The sequence below is a fragment of the Pseudomonas sp. LBUM1646 genome, from assembly GCF_059716165.1.
This window is the reverse complement of sequence record NZ_CP166810.1, coordinates 500,796-524,787: the sequence shown is the minus strand read 5'-3', so window position 1 is coordinate 524,787 and position 23,992 is coordinate 500,796. Positions and strand designations below refer to the sequence as shown.

Sequence of the window (23,992 nt, the reverse complement as noted above, 5' to 3'; positions counted from 1 at the left end):
AAGGACGTTCCCGTGCAAGGATTGCTGTCAATCGGCATCATGCTGTTCCAAGTGCTGTTACTGGCGATTTTTATCGGCGGCATTTGGGCCTATCGCTTCAAATTCAAATGGTTTCGTGGCTGTGCGCCCCTGCGCTGCGCATCGATCAATGAGCAGCGACTGCTCGCCATCTACTACCCCAAAGAAACCTTCGAACGAGAGGTTCGCCAACACAGCGGTCCGTATCGAAAAGGCGGGACCATGGCGGACTGGACCGGAATGGACCTGATCGGCGACCTTCCGGTGTTTCTGCCTGTCGAGGCAAAAGAGTTTCTGAACGAGCAGGGCGAAAACCAGATTGAAGTCATCTGCGGAAAAAAACGCGCGTATGTGATCAGGCTGAATGATGGCTACGCCATTGAAGACTTCGCACAGAGCGTCGAAACGTTCGCCAGGATCCGCGCCCAGTGGGATTTTGGCATCCCTGGGCCGAGGATAGACGACCCTTCCACGCTGATACTCGGTCAGCGGCGCACCAGCAAAAAAGAACGTCGCCTCGCCGCCTACGAAATCTATACCGACATGCCCGATCTGCGGCGCGTTCTGGGTAGCGCCGCCGTCGTGTTGACCATGCTGATGTTCTGGGCAATGGCCATCGACTTACTGGGCAACAACCCGGGCTGGTACATCTTGGGCACCTTGATTGCCATTGCCGGGTTTGTACCGATGACCCTGGAGAAACACCGACCGCGAGAAACGGTGAACTTGGTACAAGGCGTCTATCGCCGCAACCCGGTGGGCTCTCAAATCAGGGTTGGCGAAAGAAGCTTCGTGCTAATGGCCCCCGTCAAAATGCTCGTCGAGCAATACCTTGAAGAGGGGCAAACCGTTATTGCCCATGTCCAAACCAAAGAAACATGGGTACTCCACATTGAAGGCCTGCCGGACGCCTACCCCGACTGGCGGTATCAGGACCACGAAAACCCCAATAGCAACCTGATCATGTTCTGCTTGCTCGCCACCTCGGCGTCGCTTGCCTACGCGTGCTATCCCGACGCAGATCGCAGTCATGCGCAGGCCTGGGTGCATTACGCCAGTGGCGGGCTGTGCATTGCTTACGGCATCAACATGCTACGGCGGATCCGCCAACGTCGACCGCGTGCCAAAGACACGCAAACGTCCACCGCGGCAACGATTAGCCTCACCAAGCAAGACCAGGAATCGGTGTGATCCGCGAAAGCGGGTGTGATGGGTTGCCGCCCCTCGGGTTTGGAATGCAGCGTGGGCCGGACTCGACCGAGCCGCCGCTGATGGCCTGGTCGATCAAGGTTCAGACCCGACCGACCCGCGCATGGGATATCACCATGGCGTTGCTGGTGTTGTTCGCAATCATTGCTCTGGCCAACGGCCTGTATGAAGACTACGTCAGCCGCCCCTACCCTGAACAAAAGTCGGTGCTGTTCAGCAGCGGCTTTGGCGTGGCTTGGTTGCTGATCATCAGCTACCTGTGGGTCATGGTGGTTCGCCGCAAGTCCGCCTACTACTTCGGCATCCACCCGGGTAATGGCTGGCGCCTCCAGTATCGAGCTATCCCGGAGCATGCCGGGCGCATTCTCGGCCTGCTGCGAATCGGTGTCCCGCTACTGAGCCTTGTCCTGGTGCACGGCAACCCGCCACTGGCCTGGTTGCTTGCGCCGACCGTCGCGGCGACTCTGGTAGGTCCACGCGCCTGGCTGGGGCTGGACCTCGACATGCACCCGCAGATCTCGGCACCTTGGCGCACCTGCCAGCGCGTGCTCATCGACCGCAAGAACCATAGGGTTGTCGCTTGTCAGGCGGACCGCAATGACGGGTTCGAAGCGTATTTGCCGGAGCACTTGCTGGACAGTTACCTGCAAACCCTGGGCTCGTTGCTGCCAGCCGACGCGCTGTTTGTGCAGTCTCACTGAGTTCGCACGGGCGCCCGAACCTCACTGACGGTCACAGGGCCCGCACCGCCGGCGTGTTACGCCGCCTGAGTCGGAGCAGCCGGCCCCTCGCCGTGCTTGAACAGCACAAAATCGCACTCGGTGTTATCCGTACCGAGGCTCTTGATGATGAATCCCAGGACAATACCGCCCACCACCAACGCCCCGGAGAAGCCCGGAAACGGCGCTTTGGCAAAGAACATAAAGTAGATACCCGAGATCAGGCCGAACAAGAAGTACGGGCCCAGAATCAGCAGCGCCAGCTTGCCCATGCGGGCGGCACTTTGCAGTTTTTTGCCCAAGACCTGACGGTCGGCTTCCGCGAGTAGCAGATCCGAACGGCACTGATGGCAATTGATGGGCTGTTGCTCGACCAGATCAAATGCTTGCTGATACGTAGGCTTTAGCGAGCAGTTGCAGTAGCCGCAACTCAGGTTCGCGTCGTTGTAAGGCGTGGCATCGGCGCCCGAAGCGGGCTCATTGGTGTGGCTCATGACGGTTAATTCCCTTTAGTAAACAGTGCGGCCCTGAAAAGCCGCGCGCAATCCTATCAGAGCGTGCCAGCCACCGCAGCGGATGTCCCCGGCAACTTGATTTTCGCCCGCACGCCACCACTTACTGCACTCCTTATCGATTTTTGCGGAGCTGCGCGCATGTCCGAGCCACTGCTCATTCCCTGCCCCCACTGCAACGGCCTCAACCGTATCCCCGCCGAGCGCCTCAACGACCAGCCGAAATGCGGGCGTTGCAAGGCTGAAGTCCTGCTGAGCAAACCTTTCGAGTTGACCCAGGGCGATTACGCCAGTCAGATCAAGGGCGATCTGCCGTTGCTGGTGGACGTCTGGGCCGACTGGTGCGGGCCATGCAAGTCGTTTGCGCCGGTGTTCGAGCAGGCGGCGGGGCAGTTGGCGGGCAAATGTCGGTTGGCGAAGCTCGACAGCGAGGCAAACCAGCAGTTGTCGGCGCAGTTGGGGATTCGTTCGATTCCAAGCCTGATTCTGTTCAAGAACGGCCGGGAAGTGGCGCGCCAGAGCGGGGCATTTCCGTTGCCGCAGTTGATGAGTTGGTTGCGTAGCCAGGGGATTTGATAACAGCTTTAAAAGATCGCAGCCTGCGGCAGCTCCATAGGTATCGGCGTTTCACCGATCCGGCAGGAGCTGCCGCAGGCTGCGATCTTTCGATCTTCAGGCGTTTTCCAGCAGGTTGTGCAGCTCGACAAACTGCTGCGTCAGCTTGTGCCGCGGATCGAGGTGGATCAGCGGCGTATTGGCTTGGTGCGATTCACGCATGCGCACCGAGCTGCCCAGGTACACCGGCAATACCGGCAGGCCTTCGGCGATCAGTTCGTCGAGGATTTGCTGAGGCAGGCTCGCGCGGGCCTGGAACTGGTTGACCACAATGCCTTCGACTTCCAGCCCTTCGTTGTGGTCTTCCTTCAACTCTTCGATTTCCGCCAGCAAGCCATACAGCGCCTGACGCGAGAAGCTGTCGCAGTCGAAAGGAATGAGCACCCGATCAGCGGCAATCAACGCCGACACCGCATAGAAGTTCAGCGCCGGCGGTGTATCGAGGTAGATCCGGTCGTAGTCTTCGCTCAGCTCATCGAGCAGTTTGCGCAGTTTGTTGATCTTGTGTTTAGCCTCAAGTTTGGGCTGCAAATCGGCCAGCTCGGCGGTGGCGGTGATGACGTGGAGGTTATCGAACGGGGTTTCGTAGATATCCACCTGGTTTTTCTTCGAGAACGGTCCGGAAGACAAGGTCTGCTTGAAGAAATCGGCGATGCCCATGGGGATGTCATTGCCGGTGAGGCCGGTCAGGTATTGAGTGGAGTTGGCCTGGGCATCGAGATCCACCAACAGGGTGCGATACCCCTCGCTGGCACTGACCGCTGCCAGATTGCAGGCAATGCTGGATTTACCCACACCACCTTTCTGATTGAACACCACGCGCCGCATGTCGAAACCTCCGTGTATCAAAGAATGACCGAGTGTAGTAGTCCACGGCGCCGCTTAGCTACCTCGCGGGCATAGGGACTACACAGTCAGGCGTAATCTCTTGGTGAAAAAGCCGCGAACTCGTCCATTCATCGCAGACAGAACCGACAGACTTGCTCGCCACCGTGTGGATAATGGCCATACGACAGCTTTTTCACGAACCAAACGGTACATTTGATTGCGCAAAATGTAACCAGCATTTGCTACACGCCCGCCGCACCGGGATAATGCGCGCCACTCGGCGTTAAGCGCCACGCAAGGTCGGGCGCAGATTGTGCGACTCACCGCGTCAAGGAAAGCCCGCAGGGGCGGGATGAATCTTTGTGATCAACTTCAACATCGCCCAATGGCGCGCATGGGCCCCTGGGCTCGAAAGCGTGGACGATTGGCAGGCCTGGAGCCGACAACCGGTCGCGCTCCAAAGCAGCGATGCCGCCCCCGATGTGTCGTTTCTGCCGGCCATGCAGCGTCGGCGACTCAGTCGCCTGGCGCGGATGGCCTTCAGTGTCGGCTGGCCGTTGGCCGGTGGTCGGCAGGACCTACCGTTGGTCTTTATTTCCCGTCACGGCGAAACCCCGCGCACCTTCGATATTCTCAGCGACCTGGCGGCCGATCAGCCGCTGTCGCCGACCCAATTCAGCCTCTCTGTGCACAATGCGGTCATTGGGCTGTGGTCGATCATGCGCGGCGAAACCAGCGAGATGACTGCCCTCGCCGCCGCTGGCGACGGGCTTGAACACGGCATGCTTGAGGCGGCGGCGCTACTTTCCGAGGGTGCCCCCGCCGTGTTGCTGGTGGTCACTGAAGAACAACCGCCCGAGGCCTATTCGGCCTGGATCGACGATGTGCCATTCCCTTACGCGGTCGGTCTGCTGCTCACCCCCGGCACTGACTGGCAGCTGTCCCTGAACAGCAACCCGGATGCACTGTCCAAAGCTCACTGGCCCCATGCCTTGAATCTATTGCGTACCCTGCTCGGCCAGCAGTCAACCTGCCAACATGCCTGGAAAAATCGTGTATGGACCTGGCAACGCAACCTGTAGCCGATAAAAACCGCGACGCCTATTACTGGCGCCTGCTGGCCACCGCCGCGAGCTTCACCCTGTTCGGGTTGGGCGGGCTATGCCTGCGGCTGCTGGTTTTCCCGCTGCTCGGCTGCCTGCCCGGCGATGCCCAGGCCCATCGGTTGCGCGCGCGCAAAACCGTCAGTCGCTGTTTCTGGTTTTTTGTCCGCTTCATGGCCCGCACCGGCGTGCTGACCTACGACATTCAGGGCGCGGAAAAACTCGGTCGCCCGGGGCAGATGATCATCGCCAACCACCCGTCACTGATTGACGTGGTGTTCCTGATCGGCCTGGTGCGCCACGCCAACTGCGTGGTCAAAAAGAGTCTCTGGGAGAACCCCTTCACCCGCGGTCCGCTGCGCAGCACCGAATACATCAGCAACGACGGCAGCATGGACATGCTCGACGCCGCTGCCGATGCACTGAAAAGCGGCCAGACCTTGATCATCTTCCCCGAAGGCACCCGCACCCAACCCGGCCAGGCACCGGCCTTTCATCGGGGTGCCGCGGCCATTGCCCTGCGTGGTGCGAAAATCCTCACCCCGGTAATTATCAAGGTCAGCCCGACCACATTGACCAAGGCCGAGCCGTGGTATCGGATACCAAAACGTCGCGTGCACTTCAGTTTCCGTGTGGGTGCCGATATAGACCCACAAGCCTTTGCCGCGCAGGGCCCGCCCCCGCAGGCCTCGCGCAAGCTCAACGATTACTTGCATCACTACTTTATTAAGGAGCTCGCCGAAGATGAGCGATCTGCACCGTGAAATAAAAACCCTGATCATCGACGCTCTGGGCCTTGAAGACATCAGCATCGACGACATCGGCGACGACCAGACGCTGTTTGGCGAAGGCCTGGGCCTGGACTCGGTAGACGCCCTGGAACTCGGCCTGGCGATCCAGAAAAAGTACGGCATCAAGATCGATGCCGACGCCAAGGACACCCGTAATCACTTCACCAACGTGGCGAGCCTTGCGGCGTTCGTCACTGCAAAACAGGCAGCTTGAGACCGGACCATGCAAACTCGTGACGACATTTTCAACACCCTGCGCGATGCCCTGGTCGAACTCTTCGAGCTGGACCCCGAGCGCGTCAGCCTGGAATCCAACCTGTACCAGGACCTGGAAATCGACAGCATCGACGCCGTCGACCTGATCGATCACATCAAGCGTCAGACCGGCAAGAAAATCGCCGCCGAAGAATTCAAATCGGTGCGTACCGTCAGCGACGTGGTCGAGGCGGTCTACCGTCTGGTTCAACCGGCCGCATGAGCCGAGTGATCGGCCTTGGCCTGCTGCTGGCGGGCCTGCTGTACCCCTTCGCGGTGTATTTCGGCATGGAGCACTTCGCCCCGTGGCAGTTTGGCTTGCTGTTGGGCAGCCTGTGGCTGGCGCGTGCGCTGACCGGCTTGCGGCGCCCAGGCAGCCTGTGGATGGCCATCGTCGCCATCGTGTTTTGCCTGCTACTGGCCGTGTTTGACAGTCCGGCGCTGTTGCGTTGGTACCCGGTATTGATCAGCGGCTTCATGCTCGCGCTGTTCGGGCTGAGCCTGAAATACGGCCCGCCGATGGCCGAACGCCTGGCCCGCCTGCGTGAACCGCATCTGCCGGCCAAGGCGATTGTTTATACCCGCCAGGTCACGGTGGCCTGGAGTGTGTTTTTTCTCTGCAACGGTTTGTGCGCCGCCGCGCTGACCCTTTGGGCACCGCTGAGTTGGTGGATGTTGTACACCGGCCTGATCTCCTATGGATTGATCGGCCTGATGTTTGCCATTGAATGGCTAATACGACAACGGGTACGAGGCCACCCATGAATTGGATAACACTTGAGCACCTGCTGCTCAAGGCTCAGCCGGAACGTGCCATGACGGCCGGCCCGGCGCTGAATCACGCGCAATTGTGCGAACAGGCCCTGAGCCTCGCCGCCGGCCTGCAAGCCCAAGGCCTGCAGCGCATTGCCGTGCACCTCGAAGACGCCGCCGAGCTGGCGATTGCGCTGCTGGGCGCCTGGCGTGCCGGGGTCAGCGTCTTGCTGCCCGCCGATCTGCAAGCCCAGACGCGTCAGCGCTGGTCGAGTGAAGTCGATCTGTGGCTGACCGATCAGGCCGACGACGCGCATCTGAGCGACTATCAGCACGCGCCAATGCCCGCCGTCGCGCTGGATCTGGATCGCTGCCAGCTCAGCCTGTGCACCTCCGGCTCGAGTGGCGAACCCAAGCGCATCGACAAAACCCTGCGCCAGCTGGCCAATGAAGTCCAAGCCCTGGAACAGCTGTGGGGCGCCGATCTGGGCCAGGCCTGCATCATCGGCAGTGTCGGCACTCAACACATTTACGGTTTGCTGTTCCGGGTGCTGTGGCCGCTGTGCGCCGGGCGGCCGTTCGTGCGCAAGCAACTGGCCTTCCCGGAAGACTTGCAGCGCGCCAGCCGCGAACACCCGGCGTTCGCCTGGGTCGCGAGCCCGGCGCTGCTCAAGCGCATGGGTGACAACCTCGACTGGCCGGCCCTGAGCGCGGTGCGTCGGGTGTTTTCCTCCGGCGGCGCCCTGCCCGCCGACGCGGCACAAAGCCTGTTCGAACGCTTGCAGCAATGGCCGACGGAAATCCTCGGCAGCTCGGAAACCGGCGGTATTGCCTGGCGTCAGGGGCAAGACCTCTGGCGGCCGTTCGCCGACGTTATCCTGAGCCAGGACAGCGACGGTGCCCTGCTCATCGCATCGCCGTACTTGCCGGCCGACCACATCGAACACACTGCCGACGCCGCACGAATCGCCGCCGACGGCCGCTTCGAACTGCTGGGACGGCTGGACCGGATTGTCAAACTGGAAGAAAAACGTATCTCGCTACCGATGCTGGAACAAGCGCTGATGGCCCACGACTGGGTCGCCGAAGCGCGCCTCGGGGTGGTTCAGGAAAACCGCGCCTCATTGGGCGCGGTGCTGGTGCTCAGCCAAAAAGGGCTGCATGCCCTGCGCAATCAGGGTCGGCGAACCCTCACTCAGGAGTTGCGTCAGCACCTCAGCCAGCATTGCGAAGCCCTCGCCTTGCCCCGGCGCTGGCGCTTGCTGCGACAACTGCCGTTGAACGCCCAAGGCAAACTGCCCCAGGCCGAGGTTGAAGCGCTGCTGTTGGCACCGCGCCCGAAGGCACCGCAAGTACTGGAGCAGGTCGAAACGGACGGCGAGTGGAGTCTGCAACTGGCGGTGCCACCGGACCTGGCCTACTTCAGCGGGCACTTCCCTCAGGCGCCGGTATTGCCCGGTGTGGTGCAGGTGGATTGGGCGCTGAATCTGGGTCAACAGCTGATGAACCTGCCGGCCATGTTCGCCGGCATGGAAGTGCTGAAATTCCAGCAACTGGTGCGTCCGGGCGATGAAATCCAGTTGCACCTGAGGTTCGACCCGGTGCGCAGCAAGTTGTATTTCACCTTTCGCAACGACACCGCCACCTGCTCAAGTGGGCGGATCGTGCTGGAGGCGACCTGTGGATAAGTTGAATTCCCGTGTAGCAGCTGCCGCAGGCTGCGTCCGAGTGCGAAGCGCTCGCAATCGGGCTGCCACGGTTATGCTGAAAGTCCTCAGTGACCTGTTTTACGACCGCTTCGCGGCCGGACGCAGGCTTCGCCAGCTGCTACAGGGGCGCGGAGGGTGTCCAAATGCATAACCCCTGCGCCATCATCCCGGTCTACAACCACGAAACCGCCATCACCACGGTGGTCGATGCGCTGCTCGCCCGGAATTTGCCGTGCATTCTGGTCGATGACGCCAGCACCCCGGCCTGCGCAAAAGTACTCGATCAACTGGCGCAGCGGGACAACGTGTTTCTGATCCGCCTCACCGTCAATCAGGGCAAGGGCGGCGCAGTCATGACCGGTTTGCGCGAAGCCTCGCGCCTGGGTTTCAGCCACGCGCTGCAAGTGGACGCCGACGGCCAGCATGACCTGACCGATGTCGCGACCTTCATCGAACAATCCCGCGCCCATCCCGAAGCGGTGATCTGCGGTTATCCGCTGTACGACGCCAGCGTGCCCAAGGGTCGTTTGTATGCGCGCTACCTGACCCACGTGATGGTGTGGATCAACACCCTGTCGCTGCAGATCCGCGATTCGATGTGCGGCTTCCGCGTCTATCCATTACCGCCGACCCTGGCGCTGATCAGTTCGGCGAAGATCGGCAAGCGCATGGATTTCGACTCGGACATTCTGGTGCGGCTGGCCTGGCGCAATCTGCCGATGCAGTGGCTGCAAACCAAGGTTCATTACCCGTTGGACGGCGTCTCGCACTTTCGCCTGTTCCACGACAACGTGCTGATTTCGAGCATGCACACCCGGCTGTTCTTCGGCATGTTGTTGCGTGCTCCGGTGATCCTCTGGCGACGGTGGCGGGCATGAGCACTGACGCGGATAAAAAACACTGGGCCGATCGCCAGGAGCGCGGCAGTTTCTGGCTGATGAAATTCACCGCCGTCTGCGCCAAAGTGCTCGGTCGGCGGCTATTGAGCCCTTTGCTGTACGGCATCGTTTTGTACTTTTTCCTGTTCGGCCGCAGCGCGCGCAAAAGCGCCTGGCAATACCAACAACGCCTCGCCGACTTTAGCGCTCGTCCGGAGTTGCGTCCGACCCATTGGCGCGTCTTCGGCCAGTTCATGGCCTTCGCCGATTCCATGCTCGACAAGCTCGACGTGTGGAACGGCAAGCTGAGCATCAAGCAGATCGAAATCGACGACCCGGCGCTGTTGCGCACCCAACTGCGCGGCGCCCGTGGGCAGATGTTGGTGGGCGCACACTTGGGCAATCTTGAGGTCTGCCGTGCACTGGCGGAGATCGGCGAACAAGTCACGATGAACGTGCTGGTGCACACCAAGCACGCCGAGCAGTTCAACCGTTTGCTCGGTGAGGCCGGGGCGACCAATTTGCGCCTGATTCAGGTCAGCGAGCTGGACCCGGTGATCATGCTGCAACTGCACGAACGCCTGGAGCGCGGCGAGTGGCTGGCGATTGCCGGCGACCGTGTGCCGCTGCATGGCGGGCGCCGCGTGATCGTGGACTTCCTCGGTCATCCGGCGGCATTTCCCCAAGGCCCTTGGCTGCTGGCCGGCTTGCTCAAGTGCAAGGTCAATCTGTTGCTGTGCCTGAAGCAACCGACGGGCGCCTACCGACTGACCCTCGAACCGTTCGCCGAAGCGGTGGTGTGGAAGCGCAGCGACCGCGAACAGGTCATTCATCAGTGGGCTTCCCGCTACGCCGAACGCTTGGGTCACTATTGCCTTGAAGCGCCACAACAATGGTTCAACTTTTACCCTTTCTGGAAGACCGATGACGACGCCAACGCTTGAGCCGGTAACCTTCGGCGAACTCCCTTTGCGCATCGAAGACGTGCTGGCCCTGGCCAATCGTCAGGCGCCGACGCAGCTGCAGGGCGACCCTGAATTTCGCGAGCGCATCGCCAAAGGCGCGCGATTCCTCGATTCCCTGCTGGACAAGGAAGGCGTGATCTACGGCGTGACCACCGGCTACGGCGATTCCTGCGTGGTGGCCGTGCCGCTGCATCACGTCGAAGCGCTGCCGCGTCATCTGTACACCTTTCACGGTTGTGGCCTGGGCAAACTGCTCGACGCCCAGGCCACCCGCGCGGTACTCGCGGCGCGTTTGCAGTCGTTGTGCCACGGTGTGTCCGGGGTGCGCGTGGAGTTGCTGGAACGCCTGCAAGCCTTCCTCGAATACGACATCCTGCCGCTGATCCCGGAGGAAGGTTCGGTCGGCGCCAGTGGTGATTTGACGCCGCTGTCCTACGTCGCTGCGACCTTGTCCGGCGAGCGCGAAGTGATGTTCCGTGGCGAACGCCGGGAAGCCGCCGACGTCCATCGCGAACTCGGTTGGACGCCACTGGTGTTGCGCCCCAAAGAAGCCCTGGCGCTGATGAATGGCACCGCGGTAATGACTGGCATCGCTTGCCTGGCCTTCGCCCGCGCCAATTACCTGCTGCAACTGGCCACGCGCATCACCGCGATGAACGTGGTCGCCCTGCAAGGCAACCCGGAGCATTTCGACGAACGCCTGTTCGCCGCCAAGCCGCATCCGGGGCAGATGCAAGTCGCCGCGTGGCTGCGCAAGGATCTGGCGATCGACGCACCGACCGCGCCGCTGCATCGCCTGCAAGACCGCTATTCCCTGCGTTGCGCACCGCATGTGCTCGGCGTGCTGGCCGACAGCCTGAACTGGCTGCGCTCGTTCATCGAGATCGAGCTCAACAGCGCCAACGACAACCCGATCATCGACGCTGAAGCCGAACGCGTGCTGCACGGCGGGCACTTCTACGGCGGCCATATCGCGTTCGCCATGGACAGCCTGAAAACCCTGGTCGCCAACGTTGCCGACTTGCTCGACCGCCAGCTCGCCTTGCTGGTGGATGAACGTTACAACCACGGCTTGCCGAGCAATCTGTCCGGCGCCAGCGCTGACCGCGCCATGCTCAACCACGGCTTTAAGGCGGTCCAGATCGGCACCAGCGCCTGGACCGCCGAAGCCCTGAAAAATACGATGCCGGCCAGCGTGTTCTCGCGCTCCACCGAGTGCCATAACCAGGACAAAGTGAGCATGGGCACCATCGCTGCCCGCGATGCCGTTCGCGTGCTGGAGCTGACCGAACAGGTCGCCGCCGCGACGTTGCTGGCTGCCAATCAAGGCGTCTGGCTGCGTGGCCAGGCCGAAGACGCACGACCACTGCCGCCGTCCCTGGCCGCCATGCACGAAGAACTGGCCAAGGACTTCCCGCCGGTCATCGAAGACCGCGCCCTGGAAGGCGAATTGCGCCTGTGCCTGAAACGAATCGCCGAGCAACATTGGAGGCTGCATGCGTAGCAAGGGAGTGCTTCACGCCGATACGGAAATCCTCGTGCCGTTCTTTGACGTCGACACCATGAACGTGGTGTGGCACGGCCATTACGTCAAATACCTGGAAGTCGCCCGCTGTGCGTTGCTGGACAAGCTTGGCCACAACTACACCGCCATGGTCGAGTCGGGTTTTGCCTGGCCGGTGATCGACCTGCAACTGCGCTACGTGCGCGGTGCGGTGTTCGGCCAGAAGCTCAACGTGCGCGCCAGTCTGGTGGAGTGGGAGAACCGGTTGAAGATCAACTACCTGATCAGCGATCAGCAAACCGGCGAACGCCTGACCCGCGCCAGCACGGTGCAAGTCGCCGTCGATATGAGCAGCCGTGAGATGCAATTGGCCTCGCCGAAAGTGTTCACCGAAGCTGTTGAAAGGATGCTGCCATGATTCTCCAATCCCACTGTAGCAGCTGGCGAAGCCTGCGTTCGGCTGCGAAGCAGTCGCCCCGCGATTTGCCTGACACACCGCATACGCAGGTTTTACGACAGCTTCGCCGCCGGACGCAGCCTCGCGGGCTCGGCAGCTGCTACGCGATTGCGTTGCTGTTGATGGCCGCGTTCACTTCACAGGCGCACGCCTTCTGTAGCAGCTGGCGAAGCCTGCGTTCGGCTGCGAAGCAGTCGCCCCGCGATTTGCCTGACATACCGCATACGCAGGTTTTACGACAGCTTCGCCGCCGGACGCAGCCTCGCGGGCTCGGCAGCTGCTACGCGATTGCGTTGCTGTTGATGGCGGGTTTCACTTCGCAGGCGCACGCCTTCTGTAGCCGCTGGCGAAGCCTGCGTTCGACTGCGAAGCAGTCGCCCCGCGATTTGCCTGACACACCGCATACGCAGGTTTTACGACGGCTTCGCCGCCGGACGCAGCCTCGCGGGCTCGGCAGCTGCTACGCGATTGCGTTGCTGTTGATGGCGGGTTTCACTTCGCAGGCGCACGCCTTCTGTAGCCGCTGGCGAAGCCTGCGTTCGGCTGCGAAGCAGTCGCCCCGCGATTTGCATGACACACCGCATACGCAGGTTTTACGACGGCTTCGCCGCCGGACGCAGCCTCGCGGGCTCGGCAGTTGCTACGCGATTGCGTTGCTGTTGATGGCCGCGGTCACTTCACAGGCGCACGCCTTCTGTAGCAGCTGGCGAAGCCTGCGTTCGGCTGCGAAGCAGTCGCCCCGCGATTTGCCTGACACACCGCATACGCAGGTTTTACGACAGCTTCGCCGCCGGACGCAGCCTCGCGGGCTCGGCAGCTGCTACGCGATTGCGTTGCTGTTGATGGCCGCGTTCACTTCGCAGGCGCACGCCTTCTGTAGCAGTTGGCGAAGCCTGCGTTCGGCTGCGAAGCAGTCGCCCCGCGATTTGCATGACACACCGCATACGCAGGTTTTACGACGGCTTCGCCGCCGGACGCAGCCTCGCGGGCTCGGCAGCTGCTACGCGATTGCGTTGCTGTTGATGGCTGCGTTCACTTCGCAGGCGCACGCCTTCTGTAGCAGCTGGCGAAGCCTGCGTTCGACTGCCAAGCAGTCGCCCCGCGATTTGCCTGACACACCGCATACGCAGGTTTTACGACAGCTTCGGCGCCGGACGCAGCTTCGCGGGCTCGGCAGCTGCTACGCGATTGCGTTGCTGTTGATGGCTGCGTTCACTTCACAGGCGCACACCTTCTGTAGCAGCTGGCGAAGCCTGCGTTCGGCTGCGAAGCAGTCGCCCCGCGATTTGCCTGACACACCGCATACGCAGGCTTTACGACGGCTTCGCCGCCGGACGCAGCCTCGCGGGCTCGGCAGCTGCTACGCGATTGCGTTGCTGTTGATGGCCGCAGTCACTTCACAGGCGCACGCCTTCTGTAGCAGCTGGCGAAGCCTGCGTTCGGCTGCGAAGCAGTCGCCCCGCGATTTGCCTGACACACCGCATACGCAGGTTTTACGGCAGCTTCGCCGCCGGACGCAGCCTCGCGGGCTCGGCAGCTGCTACGGGATCGTGTTGCTGTTGATGGCGGGCTTTGCTTCGCAGGCGCAGGCGTTTGATTTGCAACAGTTGAGCAATCAACTGGCCAAGCCCGATGTGATCCACGGCAATTTCATCCAGGAAAAACACCTGCGCGCCCTGCCCCAGCCGCTGACCAGCAAGGGCACCTTTGTCCTGGCGAAAAATCACGGCTTGCTCTGGCTGCTGAAAACCCCGCTGCAACAGGATTACCGCATCAACGCCAAGGGCATCGCCCGACGTGACGCCAACGGCTGGCAATTGCTGCCGGGCAAGAGCGCCGGGGCCGAGCAGAACCGTTTGTTCCTCGCCGTGCTGCAAGGTGACAGCAGCGGCCTGCAACGGGATTTCGAGCTTTCGCTGAGTGGCGACGCACAAAAATGGAAGCTGACCCTGACCCCGCGTTCGATGCTGCTCAAGCAAGTTTTCAATCAGATCAACATCGACGGCGGCGCGCTGGTGAACAGCATCGAATTGCTGGAAACCCAGGGCGACAGCACCCTCATGCGCATGCAGGACAGCACCAGCGCTCAACCGTTAAGCGATGCGGAGCAACATGACTTTGCCGAGTGAACGGAGGCTCCCACGGCTGTTCCTGATCCTGCTGCTGGCGGTGCTCGCGCTCGCCGGTTGGCAATGGCGTGACGGCGCTCCGCTGTCGGCCAATTTGATGGAACTGGTGCCAGGCACGGCGCCGGACGCGCTGGAACAGCGCGCCGAACAACGCATGCAAGAACCGCTGAACCGCGAAATGCTGGTGCTGGTCGGCCACACCGATCGCCAGCACGCCGTGGCCATGGCGCAGAAACTCGGTGAGCAGTGGCAGGCCAGCGGTCTGTTCGAAAAGGTCCAGTGGACCCTGCAAGCCGACTTGCCAGCCCTGCGCACGCAACTGCTGCAAGGTCGGCTGGCGATGCTCGCGGATGAGGATCGGCAACAACTCATCGAGCATCCCGACGCCTTTATCCAGCAGCGGGTACAAGCACTGTTCGACCCCTTCACCGGGTTCAGCCTGGTGCCGAGCCAGGACGACTGGCTGGGCCTGACCGGGCGTATCCAGAACAGCCAGCCGCAACACGGCGCGGTGCAACTGGACATTGGCAGCGGTGCCTTGATCGCCGATGCCGACGGTAAAAGCTGGGTGCTGCTGCGAGCAAGAACCACCGGCAATGCTTTCGACATGAACCTGCCGCTGCAAGTGGCCGAGTTGCTAAAACACAGTCGCGAAGAAGCCGCCCAGGGCGACGTGCAATTGCTTGCCGCCAGCGGCTTGCTCTATGCCGCCAACGGTCAGCAGCAAGCAACCCGAGAAATGACCTGGGTCGGTGGCGGTGCCACGCTGGGCATCCTGTTGTTGCTGTTGTTGGCGTTCCGGCGTTTGCGCGTATTGCTCGCCTTCGTCCCGGTGCTGGTGGGCATGTTGTTCGGTGGCGTCGCCTGCGTGGCGCTGTTCGGCCATATGCATGTGATGACACTGGTGCTCGGTTCCAGTCTGATCGGCGTCGCCGTCGATTACCCGCTGCACTACCTGTCCAAGAGCTGGAGCCTGAAACCCTGGAACAGCTGGCCGGCCTTGCGCCTGACCCTGCCGGGTCTGACCCTGAGCCTGATCACCAGTTGCATCGGCTACCTCGCCCTGGCCTGGACACCGTTCCCGGCGCTGACGCAAATCGCGGTGTTCTCCGCCGCCGGTCTGCTCGGTGCCTATCTGTCGGCGGTGTGCCTGTTGCCGGCGCTGCTCAAGGGGGCTGACCTGCGGCCGGCGCAATGGCCACTGCGAGTGGCCGAGTGTCTGGTTAACCTGCGTGAAGCGCTGCTGCAACGCGTCCGCACTCCGGTGTTGCTGGCGCTGCTGATCGCTTTCTGCGTCGCTGGTTTGCTGCAACTCAGCACCAAGAATGATATTCGCCAATGGGTCGGCATGCCGCAGCACTTGACCGATGAAGCGCAGGCCATCGCGCGCATCACCGGCTACCAACCCACCAGCCAGTTTTTCCTGATCCGGGCCGCCAACCAGCAAGAACTGCTCGAACGCCAAGCGGCGCTCGGTGATCGCCTGGAACAACTGGTCAACCTCGACAAACTCCAGGGTTTCCTGTCGCTCAACCAATTGGTCAGCCAGCCCATTGAACAGAAGCAGGTACGCGACGCGCTGAATAAACTGCCGCAATTCTGGCAACCGTTGCTCGACGTCGGAGTGCCGGTCGAGGCATTGCAAGCCGAGCTGACGAAGTTGCAGGCGCTGCCCACCGAAGACATCGACGCCGCGCTGATCGGGCCGTTGGCCGAACCCTATCGCACCCTGTGGCTGGGGCCGACCGATGACGGCGGCGTGGCGGCCATGGTCAGCCTGCAAGGCTTGAACAACCCGTCGCTGCTGCGGGTCCAGGCCCTGGACTTGCCGGGGGTTGAACTGGTGGATCGTCTCGGCGAACTGAATAAGGTTTTTGCCGAAACCCAGATCAGCGCCGCGGAATTGAAACTCGCCTCCTGCGTGCTGATCGTGCTGGTGCTGATCCTGCCGTTCGGCCTCAGTGGCGCGCTGCGCATCGTCGCGCTGCCACTGCTGGCGGCGCTGTGCAGCCTGGCCAGCCTCGGTTGGCTCGGTCAACCGCTGACCCTGTTCAGCCTGTTCGGCCTGCTGCTGGTGACGGCCATCAGCGTCGATTACGCGATCCTCATGCGCGAACAGATCGGCGGCGCCGCTGTGAGCTTGCTGGGCACCTTGCTGGCGGCGTTGACCACTTGGCTGTCGTTCGGTTTGCTGGCGGTGTCCAGCACGCCGGCGGTGAGCAACTTCGGGTTGTCGGTGAGCCTCGGCTTGGCGTTCAGCTTCATCCTCGCACCGTGGGCCGGACGCCAGGCGCATACCGTTGCAGTCGCGGAGCCAGCCGCATGATGATGATCGTGCTGTTTTGGGCGATGGCCCTGGGGATGTTCGCCGTGGCCACCCGCGTCGGTCGGCATTTCGGGCTGATCCCGATTGTCAGCCAATTGCTGTTGGCGACGTTCGGCCTGCCGCTGTTGATGTACTTCTGGATTGAGCCGGGCTGGCAACTCAGCGGCGCGAACCTGATTTCGCCGGTGTGGCTGAAAAACCTCTACAGCCTGAGTTTCGCCTTGCTACTGGGGCATATTCTCAGCGACGTGATCGACCTGCGGCTGGAACGCCAGAGCCTGAAAATCGCCCTGCCGAGTTTCTGTATTCCGTTCGCCTGCGGCTTGGCGACGGCGGTCTGGCTGTTGCCGCCACAAGCGTGGATCAGCTCGCTGGCCGTCGGCCTGGTATTCGCCATCACCGCGATTCCGGTGTTGTACCTGTACCTGCGACACATCAACTACCCGCCCGACGCCACTCGGCGTCTGGTGCAGACCGCGATCCTTATCGACCTCACGTGCTGGACGCTGTTCGGCTTCGCCCAAGGCAGCCTGCACCTGAGCAGTCTGTTGCTGCCACTGGCCGGCGCCTGTTTACCGGTGTTATTGCGGCTGCTCGGTCTGCGCCAACCGCTGCTGCACAGTGGCTGTTTCTTCGCGCTGCTGGTGGTGGCCGAGCACTTCAAGCTCAACGCGCTGATTTTCGGCATCGGTTATCTGCTGTGCATGGCAGCGCTCAAAGTACCGCTGGTGTTGCCGTTGCCGGCGCTGTGGATGAACCGTTTGCAGACCTGGATCGCCATCCCACTGATCCTTACGTTCGGCATCGTGCAGATCGATGTGCACAGCGCCATGGCCAGCCTCGGCTGGTTGCCACTGGCCGCGCTGCTGCTGTTACCGATTGCCAGCAAACTGCTGGGCAACTGGCTGGGCCTGGGCTGGGCCGGCGTCTCGGTTGATGGCGCCAGCCGCTGGCGCGAAAGCCTGCTGCTGAATATTCGCGGCTTGAGCGAGATCGTCTTTCTCAACCTGCTGCTGCAACAACAACTCATCAGCCCGGCGCTGTACTTTGCGCTGATGCTGATGGGCCTGATCGCAACACTGCTGCCGGCACTGGCCGGCATGCACCGAATCCCGCTGAATATCGCCGCCCCGGCAAGGAGTCCTCGTGCCAATCGTTGAAATGGAACATCGTCAGGTCGTGGTCATCGGTGCCGGTCCTTCGGGCGCCATCGCCGCCGCGCTGCTTAAGCGCAAGGGCCACGATGTATTGGTGATCGAGCGCCAGCATTTCCCAAGGTTTTCCATCGGTGAAAGCCTGTTGTCCCATTGCCTGGATTTCGTCGAAGAGGCCGGCATGCTGGACGCGGTGAACGCCGCCGGTTTTCAGATAAAAACCGGTGCGGCGTTCGCTTGGGGTGAGCAGTACAGTGCCTTCGATTTCGGCGACACCTTCAGCAATGGCAAACCGACCACGTTCCAGGTACAGCGCGCCGATTTCGATAAGTTGTTGGCCGATCAAGCCGCGCTGCAAGGCGTGGAATTGCGTTACGGCGAAGCCATCGTCAGCGCCGATTTCAGCCTGGCGAAACCGCAGCTGAATGTGCTGCGCGAGGACGGCAGCGAATACCGTGTCGAAGCCGACTTTGTGCTCGATGCTAGCGGCTATGGCCGGGTGTTGCCGCGCTTGCTCGACCTGGAAGCACCATCGAACTTCCCGGTGCGCCAAGCGGTGTTCACCCACGTCGAAGACCACATCGACAACCCGAATTTCGACCGCACCAAGATCCTTGTGACTACCCACCCGATCCATCGCGATATCTGGTTCTGGACCATCCCGTTCAGCAACGGCCGTTGCTCGGTGGGCGTGGTGGCGGCGGCCGAACATTTCGAAGGCCGCACCGATGATCTCGACGAGTGCCTGCGTGGCTTTATCGCCGAAACCCCAAGCCTCTCCGGTGTGCTGAACAATGCCGTGTGGGACACCCCGGCGCGGACCATTGGCGGCTACTCGGCCAACGTCAAAACCCTCCACGGCCCAGGCTTCGCGCTGCTGGGTAACGCCGCGGAATTCCTCGACCCGGTGTTCTCCTCCGGCGTGACCATCGCCATGCGCTCGGCGAGCATGGCAGCGGGTGTATTGCATCGACAATTGCAGGGCGAAAGCGTCGACTGGCAAACCGAGTTTGCCGACCCGCTGAAACGCGGCGTCGACACCTTCCGTTGCTACGTCGAAGGCTGGTACGCCGGCACCTTCCAGGACGTGATTTTCCATGACGGCAGCTCCACCGATATCCGCCGCATGATCGCCTCGATCCTCGCCGGTTATGCCTGGGATGAACGCAACCCGTTCGTCAGCGAAGCGAAACGCCGGTTGAAGGTGATTTCAGAAATTTGTGCAAGGGATGCCACATGAGTTACCTGAGCGACAACTACGTCGAGGAAACCCGATTCGGTTTCTGGTTCCTGCGTAGCTATACCTGGCAGCACCATGTGCTGCGGGTGGCGATCAATGACCTGCGTGGCCTGTTCAGCGAGTCGCCACCGAGCAACCCGGTGTTGCTGGATGCCGGTTGCGGCCAGGGCAAGTCGTTCCAGTACCTGCGCCAAACCTTTGCGCCCCAGCGTTTGATCGGTGTGGATGCCGATCTGCACAGCCTGACACTCAGCGGCGAAGAGGCGGCGCGCCAGGGCATGACCGTGGAATTGATCGGCAGCGACTGCGCGACGCTCAACGTGGCGGACGCCAGCGTCGATCTGCTGTTCTGCCACCAGACCTTTCATCATCTGGTTGAACAGGACCAAGCCCTGGCCGAGTTCTATCGCGTGCTCAAGCCCGGCGGCTATCTGCTATTCGCCGAGTCCACCGAGGCTTACATTGATACGTGGGTGATTCGCTGGTTGTTCCGCCACCCGATGCACGTGCAAAAGAGCGCGGCCGGGTATCTGCAAATGATTCGCCAGCAGGGTTTCGAATTCGGCCCGCAGAACGTGTCTTATCCGTACCTGTGGTGGAGCCGCGCCAAGGATTTCGGCCTGCTTGAACGCTTTGGTTTGCGCAAACCCAAGCCCTTTGGCCAACGGGAAGAAACCCTGGTCAATGTGGTGGCGCGCAAGCCGCTTGAAGGTAACGTCTGATGATCCGTTTTCTGCTCCTGGGTTGCGTCCTGTTGCTGAGCGCCTGCGCCAGCCGCGCTCCGCTGCCCGAGCACAGCCCGAGCCTGGCGCTGCCGCTGCAATTGCATATTCAGCGCTTGGTGGCGGACCAGCGTCAGGACTGGGTGCTGGTGATCCAGCAGGAGGGCCCGGCGCTGCGTTGGTCGATGATGGATTTGCTGGGCATTCCCCAGGCCCGGCAGAAGCTGATCGACGGCGCCTGGCAGGCCGACGGTCTGCTGCCGCCGAACCCGGAAGCCCGGGAGCTGTTCGCCGCGCTGCTGTTTGCGTTGACGCCTGAAGGCGAGTTGCAGAGCAACTACCCCGTCGCCTGGCAGCATGGCGCGCAACGAACCCTGCCTGAGCGCTGGGATGTCCGCTATTCCCGCCCCATGAGTTTTGAGTTGAACCTGCCCAAAGGCCCGAAATACCAAGTCACGCCGCTGAACGGGGACACCCCATGACCGTCTGGTTGAACGCTCTGGGGGTGATCTGCGCCTTGGGTCGCGACAAACAGGAAGTCGCCCGCAACCTGTTTGCCGGCGATTGCTCCGGCATGCGCAGCGAGGCCGGCTGGGTGGCGGAACGTTCGTTGCCGGTGGCGGCGGTTCACGGTGAGCTGGCGCCGATTCCGCCCGAACTGGCCGAGCAACGCAGCCGCAACAATCAATTGCTGCTGGAAGCGGCGCTGCAAATTCGTCCAGAGATTGACCAAGCGATCCAGACCTTTGGCCGTGACCGTATCGGGATTGTTTTGGGCACCAGCACTTCCGGCATCGACGAAGCCAGTCGCGGCTTGGCCCATTACATCCGTGAGCATGAATTCCCCGCCGACTACGATTATCGGCAGCAGGAACTCGGCGCGCCGGCGAACTTCCTCGCCGACTGGCTGCAACTGAGCGGCCCGGCCTATGTGATTTCCACCGCTTGCACTTCCAGCGCTCGCGCCTTGATGAGTGCCCAGCGTTTGCTCGACCTTGGGTTGTGCGATGCGGTGCTGTGCGGCGGTGTCGACAGCTTGTGCAAACTGACCCTCAATGGTTTCTCGGCCCTGGAAGCGGTGTCTGAACAGCGCTGCAATCCATTTTCAGCCAACCGCAATGGCATCAACATCGGCGAAGCGGCGGTGCTGTTTTTAATGAGCAAACAACCGGGCGGCGGCCAATCGATTGCCCTGCTCGGCAGCGGCGCCAGCTCCGACGCGCACCATATTTCCGCGCCGGAACCGACCGGCCGTGGCGCTCAGCAAGCCATGTGCAAAGCCTTGGCCCGTGCCCACCTGCAACCGTCGCAAATCAGTTACCTGAACCTGCACGGCACCGCGACTCAACACAACGACGCCATGGAAAGCCTGGCCGTGGCCGCGCTGTTCCCGGACGGCGTGCCCTGCTCGTCGACCAAACCGATGACCGGCCACACTCTCGGTGCCGCCGGTGCCCTGGAAGCGGCGTTCTGCTGGTTGAGCCTGAGCGCCGACAATCCCGAACACGCCCTGCCGCCCCACGTCTGGGACGGCCAGCCCGACCCGGACCTGCCGGCACTGAATTGGGTGACCCCGGCCGATCGCCTGGCGTCCATTGCACCTCGCTACCTGATGAGCAATTCGTTTGCCTTCGGTGGCAATAACGTCAGCCTGATTATCGGAGACGCCCCATGATTGACTGGCCGCTCGCCGAACTGCTGCCTCACGCTGGCGACATGATCCTCATCGAGCAGATCCTGTCGTTCGATGACGAGCAGATTCACACTCGTCTCACCGTCAAGCCCGGCGGCTTGTTCAACCGTCCCGACGGCAGCCTGCCGGCCTGGGTCGGCATCGAGTTGATGGCCCAAAGCGTGGCCGCCTATGCCGGTTGCCATGCCCGGGCTCGCGGTAATCCGGTTGAGCTGGGCTTTTTGCTCGGCACCCGTAAATTCGAATGCAACGTGGAACACTTCCCGGCCGGCACCGAATTGCTCATCCACGGCGTGCGCTCGCTGGAAGACGACAGCGGCATGGGCGTGTTCGAATGCCATATCAACGCCCCCGGCATCCACGCCACCGCCCGGTTGAACGTGTACCGCCCGCCCCAGGCGGCTGACTATTTTCAAGAACCCCAAGGAGTCGAGTGATGACTGAATCCGTACTGGTCACCGGTTCCAGCCGTGGTATCGGCCGCGCCATCGCCCTGCGCCTGGCCCAGGCCGGGCATGACATCGTGCTGCATTGCCGCAGCGGTCTGGCTGAAGCCACAGTGGTAAAGGCCGAAATCGAAGCCTTGGGGCGCAATGCTCGCGTGCTGCAATTCGACGTCTCCGACCGCGCCAGTTGCAAAGCCACTCTCGAAGCCGACGTCGAAGCCCACGGCGCCTATTACGGCGTGGTGCTCAACGCCGGGCTGACCCGCGACGGTGCTTTTCCGGCGCTGAGCGAGGATGATTGGGACGTGGTGATGCGCACCAACCTCGACGGTTTCTACAACGTGCTGCACCCGGTGATGATGCCGATGATTCGTCGTCGCGCCGCTGGGCGGATTGTCTGCATCACCTCGGTTTCCGGGCTGATCGGCAATCGCGGGCAGGTCAACTACAGCGCTTCCAAGGCGGGATTGATCGGCGCGGCGAAAGCGTTGGCGATCGAACTGGGCAAGCGCAAAATCACCGTTAACTGTGTCGCACCCGGCCTGATCGACACTGCCATGCTCGACGAAAACGTGCCGGTAGAAGAACTGATGAAAATGATCCCCGCACAACGCATGGGCACCCCTGAAGAGGTGGCCGGCGCCGTGAATTTCCTGATGTCGGCGGAAGCCTCGTACATCACCCGCCAGGTTCTGGCCGTCAACGGAGGCCTGTGCTGATGAAGCGCGTCGTCGTCACCGGCATGTCCGGCATCACCTCACTGGGCAGCGATTGGGAAACAATCGCCGGCAACTTCGCGGCCAACCGCAGCGGCATCCGCCGCATGGACGAGTGGGATCGCTTTACCGAACTCAACACCCGTCTGGCCGGGCCCATCGATGACTTCAAAGTCCCGAGCCACTGGACACGCAAGCAATTGCGCAGCATGGGTCGCGTCTCGCGGCTCGCTGTTGGTGCTGCTGAACAAGCGTTGGCCGACGCCGGGCTGTTGGGAAACGAATCGATCAAGGACGGGCGCATGGGCGTCGCTTGCGGTTCCTCCACCGGCAGCACCGACGAGATCAAGGCATTCGGCAACATGTTGCTCAACTCGGTGGCAGAGGGCCTGAACGCCAACTCCTACGTGCGGATGATGCCGCACACGACCGCAGCGAATATCAGCATCTTCTTCGGCCTCACTGGCCGTCTGATCCCGACCTCCAGCGCCTGCACCAGCGGCAGCCAGGGCATCGGTTACGCCTACGAGTCGATCAAGTTCGGCCGCCTGCCGCTGATGCTCGCTGGCGGCGCCGAAGAACTGTGCCCGACCGAAGCCATGGTCTTCGACGCGCTGTATGCCACCAGCCTGAAAAACGATGCGCCGCAAACCAGCCCACGTCCGTATGACAAGGGTCGCGACGGCCTGGTGATCGGTGAAGGCGGCGGCATGTTGGTGCTCGAAGAACTCGAACACGCATTGGCCCGAGGTGCGCACATCCACGCCGAACTCGTCGGCTTCGGCAGCAACGCCGACGGTCAGCACACTACGCGTCCAGAACAGACGACCATGCGCCGGGCGATGGAACTGGCGCTGGAAGACGCCGGTTTGCAGCCGTCGGACATTGGCTATGTAAACGGCCACGGCACCGCTACAGAACAGGGCGACATTGCCGAAACACTGGCGACCAGCGCGTTGTTCGGCGAACACATGCCGATCAGCTCACAGAAAAGTTTCCTCGGCCACACGTTGGGTGCCTGCGGTGCGCTGGAGTCCTGGTTCAGCATCGAAATGCTTAACCGCGACCTGTACGTGCACACCTTCAACCTCGACGAGATCGACCCGCACTGCGGCAAGCTCGACTACCTGCGCGGCGAATTCCGGCAGATGAGCAACCAATACGTGATGAACAACAACTTTGCCTTCGGCGGCGTCAACACTTCGCTGATCTTCCGCCGCTGGTCGTAACCGTAATAATCAGGGTCAAGG

At 61.9% G+C, this 23,992-nt stretch carries 25 protein-coding genes; 23 read left to right on the top strand and 2 right to left on the bottom strand.

What is annotated here, in order from left to right; all coding sequences use genetic code 11:
* Positions 1–12 precede the first annotated feature (12 nt).
* Positions 13–1,209 (top strand): hypothetical protein, encoded by a 1,197-nt coding sequence (locus ACA071_RS02350; RefSeq protein ID WP_497642962.1) that lies wholly within the window; start codon positions 13–15, stop codon positions 1,207–1,209.
* The gene (locus ACA071_RS02345; RefSeq protein WP_497642961.1) at positions 1,206–1,928 is read left to right on the top strand and encodes a hypothetical protein; all 723 of its coding nucleotides are present in this window, start codon (positions 1,206–1,208) and stop codon (positions 1,926–1,928) included. The genes ACA071_RS02350 and ACA071_RS02345 overlap by 4 nt, the downstream gene beginning before the upstream one ends.
* A 56-nt stretch (positions 1,929–1,984) precedes the next feature.
* Here ACA071_RS02345 and ACA071_RS02340 read toward each other — a convergent pair whose 3' ends face one another.
* Entirely contained in the window at positions 1,985–2,440 is a 456-nt protein-coding gene (locus tag ACA071_RS02340) for a hypothetical protein (protein ID WP_497642960.1), read from the bottom strand.
* A 159-nt stretch (positions 2,441–2,599) separates the two neighbouring features.
* Between ACA071_RS02340 and trxC the strand changes: the two genes are divergently transcribed.
* Entirely contained in the window at positions 2,600–3,034 is a 435-nt protein-coding gene (trxC, locus tag ACA071_RS02335; protein ID WP_497642959.1) for a thioredoxin TrxC, read from the top strand.
* A 96-nt stretch (positions 3,035–3,130) separates the two neighbouring features.
* Here trxC and ACA071_RS02330 read toward each other — a convergent pair whose 3' ends face one another.
* A complete protein-coding gene (locus tag ACA071_RS02330; protein ID WP_054053184.1) occupies positions 3,131–3,901 on the bottom strand; it encodes a ParA family protein in 771 nt (256 codons plus the stop codon).
* Between the two features lie 356 nt (positions 3,902–4,257).
* Between ACA071_RS02330 and ACA071_RS02325 the strand changes: the two genes are divergently transcribed.
* The 20 genes from ACA071_RS02325 to ACA071_RS02230 all read left to right on the top strand — a co-directional run bounded on the left by ACA071_RS02325 (position 4,258) and on the right by ACA071_RS02230 (position 23,971).
* Positions 4,258–4,983, top strand: coding sequence for a beta-ketoacyl synthase chain length factor (locus ACA071_RS02325; RefSeq protein ID WP_497645257.1), 726 nt, complete (start codon positions 4,258–4,260; stop codon positions 4,981–4,983).
* Positions 4,959–5,768 carry a lysophospholipid acyltransferase family protein gene (locus tag ACA071_RS02320; protein ID WP_497642958.1) on the top strand — a complete coding sequence of 270 codons (810 nt, stop codon included), beginning with the start codon at positions 4,959–4,961 and terminating at the stop codon, positions 5,766–5,768. The genes ACA071_RS02325 and ACA071_RS02320 overlap by 25 nt, the downstream gene beginning before the upstream one ends.
* Positions 5,749–6,009, top strand: coding sequence for a phosphopantetheine-binding protein (locus tag ACA071_RS02315; protein WP_169371961.1), 261 nt, complete (start codon positions 5,749–5,751; stop codon positions 6,007–6,009). The genes ACA071_RS02320 and ACA071_RS02315 overlap by 20 nt, the downstream gene beginning before the upstream one ends.
* A gap of 9 nt (positions 6,010–6,018) precedes the next feature.
* Positions 6,019–6,273: an acyl carrier protein gene (locus ACA071_RS02310; RefSeq protein WP_007992314.1), complete on the top strand. Its 255-nt coding sequence runs from the start codon at positions 6,019–6,021 to the stop codon at positions 6,271–6,273.
* Complete coding sequence (locus tag ACA071_RS02305) at positions 6,270–6,815, top strand: COG4648 family protein (RefSeq protein ID WP_497642957.1); 546 nt, start codon at positions 6,270–6,272, stop codon at positions 6,813–6,815. Before ACA071_RS02310 ends, ACA071_RS02305 begins: the two co-directional genes overlap by 4 nt.
* Positions 6,812–8,491, top strand: coding sequence for an ApeI family dehydratase (locus ACA071_RS02300; RefSeq protein ID WP_497642956.1), 1,680 nt, complete (start codon positions 6,812–6,814; stop codon positions 8,489–8,491). The genes ACA071_RS02305 and ACA071_RS02300 overlap by 4 nt, the downstream gene beginning before the upstream one ends.
* Positions 8,492–8,655: 164 nt before the next feature.
* On the top strand, positions 8,656–9,390 hold the full coding sequence (locus ACA071_RS02295) for a glycosyltransferase family 2 protein (protein WP_497642955.1): 735 nt from the start codon (positions 8,656–8,658) through the stop codon (positions 9,388–9,390).
* Positions 9,387–10,334, top strand: a complete 948-nt coding sequence (locus ACA071_RS02290; RefSeq protein ID WP_497642954.1) for a lysophospholipid acyltransferase family protein — start codon at positions 9,387–9,389, stop codon at positions 10,332–10,334. Before ACA071_RS02295 ends, ACA071_RS02290 begins: the two co-directional genes overlap by 4 nt.
* Complete coding sequence (locus ACA071_RS02285) at positions 10,315–11,859, top strand: HAL/PAL/TAL family ammonia-lyase (protein ID WP_497642953.1); 1,545 nt, start codon at positions 10,315–10,317, stop codon at positions 11,857–11,859. The genes ACA071_RS02290 and ACA071_RS02285 overlap by 20 nt, the downstream gene beginning before the upstream one ends.
* The gene (locus ACA071_RS02280; protein ID WP_497642952.1) at positions 11,852–12,277 is read left to right on the top strand and encodes an acyl-CoA thioesterase; all 426 of its coding nucleotides are present in this window, start codon (positions 11,852–11,854) and stop codon (positions 12,275–12,277) included. The genes ACA071_RS02285 and ACA071_RS02280 overlap by 8 nt, the downstream gene beginning before the upstream one ends.
* 1,601 nt (positions 12,278–13,878) lie before the next feature.
* Positions 13,879–14,445 carry an outer membrane lipoprotein carrier protein LolA gene (locus ACA071_RS02275; RefSeq protein ID WP_497645256.1) on the top strand — a complete coding sequence of 189 codons (567 nt, stop codon included), beginning with the start codon at positions 13,879–13,881 and terminating at the stop codon, positions 14,443–14,445.
* Positions 14,429–16,771 carry an MMPL family transporter gene (locus ACA071_RS02270; protein WP_497642951.1) on the top strand — a complete coding sequence of 781 codons (2,343 nt, stop codon included), beginning with the start codon at positions 14,429–14,431 and terminating at the stop codon, positions 16,769–16,771. The genes ACA071_RS02275 and ACA071_RS02270 overlap by 17 nt, the downstream gene beginning before the upstream one ends.
* The gene (locus ACA071_RS02265) at positions 16,771–17,931 is read left to right on the top strand and encodes a sodium:proton antiporter (RefSeq protein ID WP_497645255.1); all 1,161 of its coding nucleotides are present in this window, start codon (positions 16,771–16,773) and stop codon (positions 17,929–17,931) included. The genes ACA071_RS02270 and ACA071_RS02265 overlap by 1 nt, the downstream gene beginning before the upstream one ends.
* A complete protein-coding gene (locus tag ACA071_RS02260; RefSeq protein WP_497642950.1) occupies positions 17,918–19,165 on the top strand; it encodes an NAD(P)/FAD-dependent oxidoreductase in 1,248 nt (415 codons plus the stop codon). Before ACA071_RS02265 ends, ACA071_RS02260 begins: the two co-directional genes overlap by 14 nt.
* Positions 19,162–19,887, top strand: a complete 726-nt coding sequence (locus ACA071_RS02255) for a class I SAM-dependent methyltransferase (RefSeq protein WP_497642949.1) — start codon at positions 19,162–19,164, stop codon at positions 19,885–19,887. Before ACA071_RS02260 ends, ACA071_RS02255 begins: the two co-directional genes overlap by 4 nt.
* The gene (locus tag ACA071_RS02250) at positions 19,887–20,369 is read left to right on the top strand and encodes a hypothetical protein (protein WP_169371972.1); all 483 of its coding nucleotides are present in this window, start codon (positions 19,887–19,889) and stop codon (positions 20,367–20,369) included. Before ACA071_RS02255 ends, ACA071_RS02250 begins: the two co-directional genes overlap by 1 nt.
* Complete coding sequence (locus tag ACA071_RS02245) at positions 20,366–21,562, top strand: beta-ketoacyl-[acyl-carrier-protein] synthase family protein (protein ID WP_497642948.1); 1,197 nt, start codon at positions 20,366–20,368, stop codon at positions 21,560–21,562. The genes ACA071_RS02250 and ACA071_RS02245 overlap by 4 nt, the downstream gene beginning before the upstream one ends.
* On the top strand, positions 21,559–22,017 hold the full coding sequence (locus ACA071_RS02240) for a hotdog family protein (RefSeq protein WP_497642947.1): 459 nt from the start codon (positions 21,559–21,561) through the stop codon (positions 22,015–22,017). Before ACA071_RS02245 ends, ACA071_RS02240 begins: the two co-directional genes overlap by 4 nt.
* The gene (gene fabG, locus ACA071_RS02235; protein WP_497642946.1) at positions 22,017–22,745 is read left to right on the top strand and encodes a 3-oxoacyl-ACP reductase FabG; all 729 of its coding nucleotides are present in this window, start codon (positions 22,017–22,019) and stop codon (positions 22,743–22,745) included. Before ACA071_RS02240 ends, fabG begins: the two co-directional genes overlap by 1 nt.
* Positions 22,745–23,971, top strand: a complete 1,227-nt coding sequence (locus ACA071_RS02230; protein WP_497642945.1) for a beta-ketoacyl-ACP synthase — start codon at positions 22,745–22,747, stop codon at positions 23,969–23,971. The genes fabG and ACA071_RS02230 overlap by 1 nt, the downstream gene beginning before the upstream one ends.
* Positions 23,972–23,992: the final 21 nt, after the last annotated feature.